The 12,631-nt window shown below is 29.0% G+C and carries 12 protein-coding genes; all 12 read left to right on the forward strand.

Annotated elements, in window-relative coordinates; genetic code table 11:
- Positions 1-55 precede the first annotated feature (55 nt).
- On the forward strand, positions 56-658 hold the full coding sequence (locus HMPREF9131_RS00500) for a hypothetical protein (RefSeq protein WP_036743991.1): 603 nt from the start codon (positions 56-58) through the stop codon (positions 656-658).
- Positions 639-2,801 (forward strand): DUF3160 domain-containing protein, encoded by a 2,163-nt coding sequence (locus HMPREF9131_RS00505; RefSeq protein WP_009344774.1) that lies wholly within the window; start codon positions 639-641, stop codon positions 2,799-2,801. The genes HMPREF9131_RS00500 and HMPREF9131_RS00505 overlap by 20 nt, the downstream gene beginning before the upstream one ends.
- Before the next feature lie 101 nt (positions 2,802-2,902).
- Positions 2,903-3,574, forward strand: coding sequence for a response regulator transcription factor (locus HMPREF9131_RS00510; protein WP_004825583.1), 672 nt, complete (start codon positions 2,903-2,905; stop codon positions 3,572-3,574).
- Positions 3,558-5,006, forward strand: coding sequence for a cell wall metabolism sensor histidine kinase WalK (locus tag HMPREF9131_RS00515; RefSeq protein WP_009344758.1), 1,449 nt, complete (start codon positions 3,558-3,560; stop codon positions 5,004-5,006). Before HMPREF9131_RS00510 ends, HMPREF9131_RS00515 begins: the two co-directional genes overlap by 17 nt.
- Positions 5,007-5,247: 241 nt before the next feature.
- The gene (mraZ, locus tag HMPREF9131_RS00520; RefSeq protein ID WP_009344765.1) at positions 5,248-5,676 is read left to right on the forward strand and encodes a division/cell wall cluster transcriptional repressor MraZ; all 429 of its coding nucleotides are present in this window, start codon (positions 5,248-5,250) and stop codon (positions 5,674-5,676) included.
- Positions 5,676-6,638, forward strand: coding sequence for a 16S rRNA (cytosine(1402)-N(4))-methyltransferase RsmH (rsmH, locus tag HMPREF9131_RS00525; RefSeq protein WP_009344775.1), 963 nt, complete (start codon positions 5,676-5,678; stop codon positions 6,636-6,638). The genes mraZ and rsmH overlap by 1 nt, the downstream gene beginning before the upstream one ends.
- Positions 6,616-7,035 (forward strand): cell division protein FtsL, encoded by a 420-nt coding sequence (locus tag HMPREF9131_RS00530; protein ID WP_009344759.1) that lies wholly within the window; start codon positions 6,616-6,618, stop codon positions 7,033-7,035. Before rsmH ends, HMPREF9131_RS00530 begins: the two co-directional genes overlap by 23 nt.
- A 9-nt stretch (positions 7,036-7,044) precedes the next feature.
- Positions 7,045-9,462, forward strand: coding sequence for a penicillin-binding transpeptidase domain-containing protein (locus tag HMPREF9131_RS00535; protein ID WP_009344778.1), 2,418 nt, complete (start codon positions 7,045-7,047; stop codon positions 9,460-9,462).
- A gap of 1 nt (position 9,463) precedes the next feature.
- Positions 9,464-10,417, forward strand: a complete 954-nt coding sequence (gene mraY, locus HMPREF9131_RS00540; RefSeq protein WP_036743993.1) for a phospho-N-acetylmuramoyl-pentapeptide-transferase — start codon at positions 9,464-9,466, stop codon at positions 10,415-10,417.
- A 3-nt stretch (positions 10,418-10,420) separates the two neighbouring features.
- On the forward strand, positions 10,421-11,737 hold the full coding sequence (gene murD, locus HMPREF9131_RS00545) for a UDP-N-acetylmuramoyl-L-alanine--D-glutamate ligase (protein WP_009344760.1): 1,317 nt from the start codon (positions 10,421-10,423) through the stop codon (positions 11,735-11,737).
- A gap of 2 nt (positions 11,738-11,739) precedes the next feature.
- Entirely contained in the window at positions 11,740-11,994 is a 255-nt protein-coding gene (locus HMPREF9131_RS08515) for an FtsW/RodA/SpoVE family cell cycle protein (protein WP_232202561.1), read from the forward strand.
- A gap of 32 nt (positions 11,995-12,026) precedes the next feature.
- Positions 12,027-12,631 (forward strand): FtsW/RodA/SpoVE family cell cycle protein (locus tag HMPREF9131_RS00550; protein WP_232202562.1); only part of this gene is annotated, 605 nt, incomplete at its 3' end.

Consider the following 12,631-nt stretch of genomic DNA (forward strand, 5'->3'; position numbering starts at 1 on the left):
AGATTAAAAAATATTTGTGTTTGTAAGAAATATCTAAAAATGATATGATTAAGTTATGAAAAGGTTATTTTTTATTTTTTTAATTTTAATAATTTTTTTATTCAATGCAAAGGAAGTTCCAAAATATAAGGACAAGGGTTTTATTAGAAATAATAATATGGAAGATGAAGTTATATGTCTTGGACCAAGATTTTCTAATTATGCCAATACAATATCAGTTCCTGCGGCTGGCTTCAAGATAAAATTAAAGGGCAAAAATAAATTTAATATTTTTAAAGTTGATATTTGTCAAATGGATAAGGAAAAGACCCAAGAGATTATTTTTGGTGTCTACAAGAAATCTCCTCATCACAGAGTTATGGCAAAGAGGATATTTATTTATAATTTTACAGATAAATTCGTCCCTAAATATCGCTCATCAAGGCTCAGTAAACCCTTATTAGATTACATGGTAAAAAAAGAAAATATTTCAAAAATTTATGCTATCTTAAAGACTAGAAATAGTAAAAATGTAGAAGTTTACATATATGATAAATTTTCTTTTAAAAGAATTTATACTTATAATTTGGAAAAATATGAAGATATAAAGTTTAAAAATGGGAATATCCTTGTTAAGGATAAAGGAAGGTGGAAAATATATGAAAAAGTTATTAGTTAGTTTTCTTTTTATTGTTTTGATTTTTAGCGGATGTTCTAAAAATAATAAGCAAATGCAAAAAAATTCAGCTGCAGGTGAAAGTCAAATAGCAGAAGAAAACATGGAAGATTCACCCTTGAAAAATACAATCAAGGATGTGGACGAGATTCATAGAGATGTTAAGGTAAACTATACGAATATTGATGTAAAAGAAGATTTATCTAACATTACAAATTTGCAAGCCTATTATGATGAAATTGCAATTCCAGATAAGGTTAAAGAACATATTATAAAAGATGGATTTTATGTTGATAATTCCTATGGCAGTGAAGAGCCTTTTCAAACTTACGAATATAACGAATATTTAAGTATGTCAAATTTTGTAACTACTGATTCTATGGTTCATCTTTATCATGTTTTTTATGACAACACTTTGAGAAAAATTGAAGAGGATAAGTTTTTACCAATGTTGAAAAACTTTAATTCAAAAATGCTTGAGTATGCAATAAAAGATTATACGGAAGCTAAAGATGATACAGTCAAAGAAGCAGCTAAAAAAAATCTTATACTTTTTGAAACGGGCGAATTAATAATAGGTGATAATTTAATAAAGTCAGATAATAATTTAAGGGTAGACGAAGAAATTTTTAATTTAGCATCTGATGAATACAAAAATATTAGAAGTGAAAAATCTTTAGTTTCAAATATAAGTGGAGAAGATTTTGATTATTCTCAATTTAAAGTTCGTGGTCATTACACTAAGAGTGAAAATTTAAAAAAATATTTTCAACTTAATATGTTATATTCACAAAATAAATTCTATATTAAAGATGAAAATCAGCTAAATTATGGAAATATAATTGGTTCTTTGCTTGCTACTAAAAATATTTTAAAAGATGAAGAATTATCAAAAATTTATCTTGATGTTGTAGGTACCTTGGATTTTTTAGTTGAAGAATCTGAAAAAGCATCTCCAGTTAAAATGGCAATATATTATAAGAAATATTTTGATAAGACCAGTGATATTAACAAATTAAATGATAAGAAAGTTTTAGAAAAAATTGGTGAAGATTTAGATAAGGATAAGTTAGAGATAGCAGGATTTAAGGGGAATTATTTTGCTATAATTCCGCAAAAAGCACCAATTGATAACAAATGGGCACAAAAACTTGTAGATGTTGGTGGTAATGGACCCTCACAAAAACCAATTTATAAGGGTATTGAAATCATGGCTCTTATTGGAAATCAAACAGCTCAAAAACTTGTAGAAGAGGATGAAGATATTAAAAAATGGGATAAATATCCTAAGATTTTCCAAAATTTAAGAGATGAAGTAGAAAACTTACCGGAAAATTTTTATAATAAAAATTTGTATAGGGGTTATTTCTCCTTAATGAAGGAATTTTCTAACACATATGGCAATAAAAGTCCAAAATTTATGCAAAATGAAAATTGGAATAAGAAAAATTTAAGTTCAGCCTTGGGACTTTGGGCAGCTTTAAAGCATGATACCATTCTTTATTCAGAAGTTGTTTCTGCTGAAATGGGTGGAGGTTATGATGTTGAAATCTGTAATTTTGTTGAGCCAAATATCAAGCTTTACGAAAGACTTGATTATCTTTTAAACTTCACTAAAGAAAATTTAACTGATAGAAATTTACTTGATGATGAACAATTAAAGGCATTTGACAATTTTATAGATTTGAATAAATTTCTAATTGAGTGTTCAGTTAGTGAACTTGAAAATTCTACTTTATCCAAGGAAGCTAACGATAGATTGACTTCTATTGGAGGAGAAATGGAAAATATATTTATATCTTTTGTAGATCCAAATGCTAAAGCTTTCTGGGAACTTGAAGATTCTTCCCAAAGGGATATGGCTGTTGTTGCTGATATTATGCAGGTACCAGCAAACACTTGGGGATTAAAAGAAGGAGATTTTCAAGAAGTTGGTCTTGGATATTCAAATGATATGTATGTAGTTTATGCCTTGAATGGAAAGCTCTACATGGGCAGGGGACCAGTTCTAACTTATTACGAATTTCAATCTGAAAACAGATTAAATGATGATGAATTTAGGGTAAAATTAAGAAATAATGAGTTAGAACAAGAAGCTTTTACAAATAGTTATTCCTTTAATATCTACAACGATTTAGGATATTGATAGTCAATCTATTAGAAGATACTTTTTGATTTCCTTTATCTTTTTACTATTATTTCATATAATAAACACAATATTATTATTTAATTAAAAAAGGTGATTATATGTTTAGAATATTAGTTGTTGATGATGAAAAGAAAATTAGAGAAGTGATAAAAACCTATGCTGAATTTGAGGGACATGAAGTTGTTGAGGCTGTGGACGGAATTGATGCTATTGAAAAAGTCAAAGAAAATGATTTTGATGTAATAGTTATGGATATTATGATGCCAAGACTTGATGGATTTTCCTCTTATAAAGAAATAAAGAAAATAAAAGATATTCCTGTTCTTATGTTATCTGCTAGAGGGGAAGAATATGATAAGTTATTCGGTTTTGAAATAGGAATTGATGATTATGTAACTAAGCCTTTTTCACCAAAAGAACTTATGGCAAGATTAAATGTCATAGTAAATAGAAATAACAAAACTACCAACAACGATAATTTGATTTTTCAAGGTCTAAAAATTGATTTAGGTGGAAGGGTTGTTTTTGTAGACGGTGAAAAAATAGATTTGACACCTAAGGAATATGACCTTTTGGTTTTTCTTGTTAAAAACGAAAATATAGCCCTTTCAAGAGAAACTTTATTAAATAAAGTTTGGGGTTATGATTTTTTTGGTGATGATAGAACTGTTGATACTCATATCAAAATGCTTAGAAACTCAATAAAGGATTACAGAAAATTTATTGTAACAGTAAGAGGAGTAGGATATAAGTTTGATACAAGAGAATGAAAATATTAAAGAAATAAAAAAAATAAAAATTGATAAAAATAGTATTCTCTTTAAACTATGGACTTATTTTTCCTTATTTTCAATAATTATTCTTATAACTTTATGGCTTTTACAAACTGTGCTTTTTTCTTATGTATATGAAACTCTAAAAATACATGAAGTTACAAAAGTTGGAAATACTTTAAGAAATGAATATAACAGTGATAATTTTCAAGACACTTTAATAAATTTTACAAATTCCAAAGGTTTGACAATATCTGTACTTGATGAAGATGGTGCAATTATATATCCTGTAACTTGGTTTCAATTGATAGAAAGTTCAAAATCTTATATGTCAAGGAACACTTTTGATAGATTTTTTGGTTCTTTAGAAAGAGAAAATTTGAAGTATAAAGTTACCACTATGAGATTTGAAAAGGACTCAGAACCAAGAATTATTTATTCAGGATATTTGGGAGAAAATGGTGGAAAAAAGTATTATGTAATTATTGATACCGTTCTAAAACCTGTGGATGTAACAGTTGATGTTACAAAGAGGATACTACTTATGGTAACAATTTTATCCTTATTTTCCGGCATGTTTTTAGCTTATTTCCTATCAAGAAGACTTTCTCAACCCTTGGTAAGAATGTCAAATACAGCTAAGGCTCTTGCTGATGGAGATTACAATGTTTATTTCAAAAAAGGTGAATACACAGAAATTGATAATCTTTCAAAAACATTAAATTATGCAAAAGATGAGCTGACAAAAACTATAGAGGTTAGAAAAGATTTAATAGCTAATGTAAGCCATGATTTAAAAACTCCATTGACTGTAATAAAATCATATGGTGAAATGATAAGAGATATTTCAGGAAATAATGAAAAAATGAGAAACGAACATTTAAATACAATTATTTCTGAAGCTGACAATTTAACAAACCTTGTTAATGACTTATTAGACCTTTCAAAAGTTGAGTCAGAGCTTGAAGATATAAAAAAGCAAGATTTTGACTTAGCTGAAGTTGTGGAAAAAGTTGCAGAAAGATTTAAATATTTTAAGGGATTTCCTATTAATTTCCAAATATTTACTCATGGAAATACAAAAATAGTTGCAGATAAGAAAAAGATTGAACAAGTTATTTATAATTTTATAAATAACGCCATAAATTACTCTAAAGATGATAAGGAAATAATTTTAAAAATTATTGAATCTGATAAGGGAGTAGAATTTCACTGTATTGACCATGGTATAGGAATAAGTGAAAAAGATATAAAAGATATTTGGGATAGATTTTATAGGGTTTCAAATAATCACACAAGACCAAGTGTTGGTACAGGTTTAGGTCTTTATATTGTTAAGACAATTTTGAATATGCACAAATTTCCTTATGGAGTTAATTCTAAATTAGGTCAGGGAAGCGATTTTTATTTTGTAGGTAATAGAAACTAAAAATATAATAAATAACTTAATATAAATTTATTTACCAAACTCATTTTATGGGTTTGGTTTTTTTATAAAAATTTTTAAGGTTTATAGATAAAAAATTTTCTGAGATTGGTGGGTTTAAGTTAGGGACTATAGTCCTAATTTTAAAAAACATATAAATTTAATGGCAAGTGGTAATTATTTGTAGTAAAATAAATGCAAGTGGAGAAGAATGGTTCAAAATGGAATAAAGTGGTGAAAAATTATGTTGATTGGTGAATATTATCACAGCCTCGATCCCAAGGGACGAGTTACAATTCCATCAAAATTTAGAGAGGACTTAAATGAATTTGTTATGACTAAGGGTCTTGATGATTGTTTATTTCTTTATCCCAATAGTGAATGGGAAAAAATAGAAAATAAACTAAAAGAACTTCCTATGACAAATAAAGCTGTCCGTTCTTTTGTGAGAACATTTTTCTCTGGTGCCTGCGATTGCGCAATTGACAAGCAAGGCAGGGTTTTGATACCACAAAATTTAAGAGATTATGCAAATATAAAAGATTCATCTGTGATTGTAGGGCTTTCAAATAGGGCTGAAATTTGGTCACAAGAAAATTGGGAAAAATATAATTCTGAAGAAGGTCTAACTTATGAAGAATTAGCTGAAAAGATGTCAGAGCTGGGGATATAATGGAATTTAAACATGTAAGTGTTCTCTATAATGAGGTTTTAGAAAATTTAAATATAAGAGAAAATAAAATTTACATGGATGCAACTATCGGAGGAGCAGGTCACAGCAAAGGCATTGCAAAAATTTTAAATAACAGTGGTTTGTTAATCGGTATAGACCAAGATAAGGATGCTATAAAAAAATCACATGAAGTTCTTAGTGAATATGAAAATGTAAAACTTTTCAACACAAATTATAAGAATTTTGAAGAAATTTTAGATTCTTTACATATAAAAAAAGTTGATGGTATTCTTTTGGACCTTGGAGTTTCATCCTACCAATTTGATAAAGGAAAAAGGGGATTTTCATATAGGTTTGATAGTGAACTTGATATGAGAATGGATAAAACTTTACCCCTAACGGCAAAAACTATAGTTAATGAGTATTCTAAAGATGAACTTTATAGGATTATTAAGGAATATGGAGAAGAGAATTGGGCTAAAAGAATTGCTGAATTTATTGTTCAGGAAAGAAAAATTAAGAAAATTAACACTACATTTGATTTAGTTGAAGTTATAAAAAAGGCAGTACCTAAAGGAGCTAGAAGAGATGGTCCACATCCAGCAAAAAGGACCTTTCAAGCTCTAAGAATTGAGGTAAATGACGAACTTAATGTTTTAAAAAAATCTATATATAAGTTTGTCGAAAGATTGAATCCAGGTGGCAGACTTGCTATTATTTCCTTTCATTCTCTTGAAGATAGAATTGTAAAAAATGCCTTTAGATACCTTTATAGTGATTGTGTCTGCCCACCTGAGCAAATCATATGTACTTGTGATAAAAAAAGAGAGATAGAAATAATTACCAGAAAGCCTATAGTGCCGACTAAAGAGGAAATTAAAAATAACAACAGAAGTCATAGTGCAAAGCTTAGAGTAGCTGAGAAGTTAGAGGTAAGTCATGACAAAGAAAATAATTGCTAATACAAAAAAATTAAAAAGAAATTATAATATAAAAATGAGTCATGGTATTTTTAGAAATAAACCGCTTTTGTTTACTATGATTATTGTAGCTATGGTGATTACTGCAAGTACTTTTATGTATTCGCAAATAGCTGGACTTGACAGGCAAATTTTGAGTACTAAACATGAGATAAATGAACTTAAGAAAACAAAAATGACTCTTTCAGGAGATTTAAAGGGCATTAAATCACAAATTGAGGTAGCCGATATTGCTATGTATAAGTTAGGTATGGTATATCCTGACGATTGGCAAATAGTTTATATTGATACAAAAACAAAAAAACCACAAGGAGATGTTAATTATAACGTGTTCCTAAGTCCCATAGTGTCTGTTCTTAGATCTTTCCAAAATGAGTAGGGGGATAAATTGAGAATTTTAAAAAATAAGGCTAGAAAAGATAAAAATATTTTCCTTAAAAAAAGGCAGAGAGTAAACAATTCAGCTCTTATATTTTTTCTTATTCTAGCTATTTTATTTATTGTAATAATTTTTAGGCTTTTGTATATACAAGTTGTTGAATCTGAAAAATTAACAATAGATGCCTTAAATCAGATAACAAAATCAGAAGTTATTAGCTCAAATAGGGGAATTATTTATGATAGGAATATGAAGGAACTAGCTATAAATATTTCCAAGGCTAATGTCTTTTATAATATGTCATATCTCGAACAAGTAAAAAATGAATCTGTAAGCGATTATAAGAAAAGAAAAAATAAAATATTGTTAGAAGATTCCAAAATAATTTCTGAAATTTGCCAAGTTGACCAAGAAGAAGTTCTTGAAAAAATGAAGGGTTCAAAGGTTGTACGTCTTGTTTCTAATATTGATAGGACTATGGCTATGAAATTAAGGGACAAAAGATCCACTTTAAGTAAAGAAAAAAAAGACAATCTTCAAGCTTTGTCAGTTGATGATGTAATAAGAAGATTTTATCCTTTTAATAATCTTGCTTCATATGTTATAGGTTTTACTAATGATGAAAATTTGGGACAATATGGTATAGAGGCATCTTTTGATGAAGAATTAACAGGAATTCCAGGAAAAAATGTTTCTCAAAAAGACAACGCTCATAATATCATTCCCTTGACAGAAGAAGAAACTTTTGCACCTAAGGAAGGTTATTCGGTTGTTTTGACACTTGATTCAAATATTGAACAGTTCGTTGAATCTGCTGCTCAAGATGCTCTGAAAAAAAATGAGGCTGATCAAGTTGATGTTATAGTTCAAGATACTAAAAGTGGAGAAATTTTAGCAATGGCATCTAAGGCTGATTATAATTTAAATAATCCTAAAGAGCCTATAAACCAAGATCAAGAAAAAAATTGGAAATCTTATACTGATGAGGAAAAGACAAATATTTGGTATGATAACTGGAGAAATTTCAATGTTAATGACCAATATGAACCAGGTTCTACCTTCAAATTAATAACCGCTTCATCAGCTCTTGAACAGAATACAACAAGTCCAGATAAAACTTATGTGTGTACTGGTCAGGTTAATATTGATGGAGCTATTTTAAAGTGTACTTCTCACCAGAGAGGTCCAAAAACAATGGCACAAGCCTTGGAACAATCATGCAACGTATCTTTTGTTAGGATAGGTTTAGAACTTGGTAGGGTAAATTTTTTAAGGTATATAAAGGCTTATGGTTTTGGAGAAAGAACAGGTATTGAATTAAATGGAGAAGCTTCAGGTTTAATACCATCTAGTCCTGATTCAATAAGTGATGTTAGACTTGCCACTATGTCTTACGGTCATGGAATTGCCGTAACTCCTATTCAACTAATAAATGCAGTTTCTGCTATAAGTAATGGTGGGTATTTAAACAGGCCTAGAATTGTTAAAGAAGTTGTAGATGAAAATGATAATGTAATAGAGAAGAAAGATAAGTCAGTATTAAGAAGGGTAATTTCAAAAGAAACATCTGATACTATGAGAATTCTTATGGAAAGAGTTGTAAAAAATGGTACAGGTAAAAGAGCACAAGTTCCTGGATATAGAATTGGTGGAAAAACAGGAACTGCGGAAATTGCAAAAAAAGATGGAACAGGTTATGAAGATGCTTACATTGCTTCATTTATTGGTGTAGCCCCTATTCAAGACCCAAGAATTACCGTTCTTGTTATTGTGAAAAATCCCAAGGGTGAAATTTTAGGTTCAACAGTTGCAGCTCCAGTTGCTGGTCAAATAATGGATAGAATATTAAATTATTTAAAAGTTCCAAAGACTGAAGAAGTTAAAGATGATAAAAAGGAACTTGTTAGTATTCCAGATGTGACAGGTAAACTTATAGAAGATGGTGGCAAATGTTTAATTGAAAAAGGTTTGAGGTTTAACACCAATATTAATGATATAAAAGATACTGCGGTTATAGTTGGTCAAAATCCCTCTCAAGGTGTAGATGTTCCTTATGGTAGTATAGTAGATTTGGCTATTGAAAATAATAACCAAGAAAAAATTACTATGCCGGATTTGTCTGGAAAGAGTAAAAGAGAAATTGAAAGTATTTTAAATAAATTGAAATTAGAGTATAATATCAAAGGCGACGGATACTTTATTTCACAAAGTCCGGCAAAGGGTGAAAAATTAGACAAAGATGAGCTTGTTGAAATTGTCCTAGAAGACTTAGGCGATTCATCAGCTAAAGACGATGAAAATAATTCAAATAAGGAAAAAAATATCTTGAGAACCAAGGGAAATTCTTATGAGAATAAAAATTCAGAAAATAGCAAAAGTAAAGATAAAAATAAAAAAAGCAAAAAAAATATAAATCATGGAGATTAAGATGAAAGTTATCGTAGTATTATTAGTTAATTTTATTATTGCCTTAATTTTGGGTAGAATATTTCTACCAATTTTGAGGAGATTAAAGGCTGGGCAAAGTATTAGGGAAGATGGGCCAAAATCTCATCTGAAAAAGAGTGGGACACCAACTATGGGTGGTCTTATATTCCTTATAACTATTCTTATAACAACTTTAATATTTACAAATTTTAAACTTTCTGTATTCATGCTTTTGTTTGCAACTTTTGCTTTTGCTGGAGTTGGATTTATTGATGACTATATAAAAGTTGTAAAAAAGAGAAATTTAGGACTAACAGCCATACAAAAATTACTCTTACAAATTTTAGTGGCTCTTATTCTTTTAATCTACCAATATAATTCAAAAAATTTGCATACTATGGTTTTTATACCATTTATTAATCAATTTTGCTCTTTTGGAATTTTTTATATTCCTTTTATAATTTTTGTTGTTGTGGGTACAGTTAATTCTGTAAATCTCACGGATGGTCTTGATGGACTTTCTAGCGGAGTTACTATAATCTGTTTGGGATTTTTTGCAATCTGTGCTTATAAATTACAAAGGATGGAAATATTATTATTCTGCATTTGCCTTTTGGGAGCTTTATCAGGATTTTTAATTTATAATAAATATCCTGCAAAAGTATTTATGGGGGATACAGGTTCACTTGCTTTAGGTGGTGCTGTTTCAGCAATAGCTGTCCTATTAAATTTACCACTGGCACTTCCCTTGGCAGGAGGAGTTTATTTTATAGAAACTCTTTCTGTAATTATTCAAGTAGTAAGCTTTAAAACAAGAGGCAAGAGAGTATTTTTAATGAGTCCTTTACATCATCATTTTGAACAAAAGGGCTGGAAGGAACAAAAGGTAGTTTTAACTTTTTATTTGGTACAATTAATTTTTTGTATCATTGCGTATTTTATAATTTTAGGGTGACATATGTTTAGAGATAAAAAAATATTAGTTATGGGTTTAGGAATTACAGGTAGAGCTTGTTTAAAAGCTCTAAATCAAATGCCCTGTAAGGTCTATTGTTATGATGAAAATAAAGATTTAAATTTAGAAGATATAGAAGAAGATTTTGTAATGCTAAAAGATGGAGATTTAGAAAATATAGATATTATTATCAAGAGCCCTGGAATATATCCAGACCATCCTCTTTTAGAAAAGGCAAGAAATTTAGGTATAAAAATTATAAGTGATTTGGAATTTGCATATAAGATAAGTTCCTGTAAAAATCTAATTGCAATAACTGGCACTAATGGCAAGACAACAACCACAACACTTGTAGGACAAATTTTAAGACAAGTAAACAAAACATATGTAGTGGGAAATATTGGAAGAGGCATATCTGAAATTGCCTTAGAGGCAAAAAATAATGATTTTATAGTAATAGAAGCTTCATCTTTTCAGCTTGAAGATACTCATGAATTTAAACCAAAAGTTGCATTACTTACTTATGTAACAAAAGACCATTTGGATTGGCATAAAACAGAAGATAATTACAGAAATGCAAAATATAAGATTTTTGCAAATCAAGACAAAGATGATTTTTCTATAATTAATTATGATGATAGGTCAAGAGATGATTTAAAGGATTTAAAATCAAATATTTATTATTTTTCAACAGAAAAAAAAGATATACGAGGATGCTTTTTAGATGATGGAAAGATTATTTTTAAAGATGGGGATATTAGGGAAGAAATTATTGATATCAAAGACATAAAAATCCCTGGTATTCACAACGTTAAAAATGTTATGGGCGCTATCATAATAGCTAAGATTTTCAATATTAGTAATGATATAATTAAGCAAAGTATAAAAATATTTTCTGGAGTTGAACACAGGATAGAATTTGTAAAAAAAGTAAATGATGTAAGTTTTTATAATGATTCTAAAGGTACAAACCCCGATTCAACACTTGTTGCAGTTAAGGCAATGACAAATAAGACAATACTTATCGGCGGTGGCTATGATAAGGGTAGTGATTTCAATAGCCTTATGGAAAATATTGCCCCAAATCTTAGAAGTTTAATTGTGTTTGGGCAAACAGGGCCAAAGATGGCAAAAGAAGCTAAAAATTATGGTATTGAAGTTTTTATAGTAAAAGATTTACCAGCAGCCGTAAAACTTGGTGTATCCTTAGCTAAAAAAGGAGATTCAATACTTTTATCTCCAGCCTGTGCATCTTGGGATATGTATAGCTCTTATGAAGAGAGAGGAAAGCATTTCAAAAAAATTGTTAAGGAGCTTTAATCTTGAAATTGAAAATAAAAAGTCAAATAAAAGAAGTTGATTTAATTCTTTTATTTGATGTTATGGCATTATTAATTTTTGGATTAGTTTCAGTAGCATCTGCATCTTTTCCAACAACAATTAAATATGATGTTAATAGATTTTACTATCTGATAAGGCAATTGGTTTGGATGGTATTAGGAATTTTTTCAGTTTTATTTATCATAAAGGTCAATAAAAACTTTATTAAAAAAATATTAATTGGGTTTTTCTTTTAAGTATAATATTGATTTTTATGTTATGGACTCCTATGGGTAAATTAGTAAATGGACAAGTAAGGTGGTTGAAAATTGAAATTGCAGGTAGAGAGATTTTTGCCTTTCAACCATCAGATATTTTGAAAGTTTCTTCAATTCTATTCTTAGCTAAGTATCTAGCAAATAATTTTAACAAAATAAAGGAAGATTCTATATTTGTAACTATTCTTGTGATCATGGGATTTTCCATTGTTCCTATTATGATTAAGGACTTTTCTACTGCTATTGTTATTGGACTTGCCCTTTTTGCTATGTTTACCTCAGCAGGAATGACTAAAAAGGAATTTTTAATTATGCTTTTAATGGGGCTAGGACTTGTTGTTTTAATTCTTATGGGTCCAGGTTCCAAGTATAGGCGAGAAAGAATTATGGGCTTAATTGCATCTGATCAAGGCGATGTCAGTGATGAGTTGTATCAGATAACTCAATCTCTTTATGCTATCGCTCTTGGAGGATATACAGGAAGTGGTTTTTTTCAATCTAAACAAAAATATGCAAATCTTCCAGAAGCCCATACTGATTTTATTTTTTCGGTAATATGTGAGGAGTTCGGATTTGTAGGAGCCTTAGTTTTAATTATTCTTTACTTGATATTAAT

Source organism: Peptoniphilus sp. oral taxon 836 str. F0141 (assembly GCF_000179335.1).
Taxonomy (GTDB): domain Bacteria; phylum Bacillota; class Clostridia; order Tissierellales; family Peptoniphilaceae; genus Peptoniphilus_A; species Peptoniphilus_A lacrimalis.

What these genes read in the sequence shown, in the direction of transcription:
- HMPREF9131_RS00500 (WP_036743991.1), top strand. Translation starts at nt 56, where the DNA reads ATGAAAAGGTTATTTTTTATTTTTTTAATTTTAATAATTTTTTTATTC.
- HMPREF9131_RS00505 (WP_009344774.1), top strand. Translation starts at nt 639, where the DNA reads ATGAAAAAGTTATTAGTTAGTTTTCTTTTTATTGTTTTGATTTTTAGC.
- HMPREF9131_RS00510 (WP_004825583.1), top strand. Translation starts at nt 2,903, where the DNA reads ATGTTTAGAATATTAGTTGTTGATGATGAAAAGAAAATTAGAGAAGTG.
- mraZ (WP_009344765.1), top strand. Translation starts at nt 5,248, where the DNA reads ATGTTGATTGGTGAATATTATCACAGCCTCGATCCCAAGGGACGAGTT.
- rsmH (WP_009344775.1), top strand. Translation starts at nt 5,676, where the DNA reads ATGGAATTTAAACATGTAAGTGTTCTCTATAATGAGGTTTTAGAAAAT.
- HMPREF9131_RS00530 (WP_009344759.1), top strand. Translation starts at nt 6,616, where the DNA reads ATGACAAAGAAAATAATTGCTAATACAAAAAAATTAAAAAGAAATTAT.
- mraY (WP_036743993.1), top strand. Translation starts at nt 9,464, where the DNA reads ATGAAAGTTATCGTAGTATTATTAGTTAATTTTATTATTGCCTTAATT.
- murD (WP_009344760.1), top strand. Translation starts at nt 10,421, where the DNA reads ATGTTTAGAGATAAAAAAATATTAGTTATGGGTTTAGGAATTACAGGT.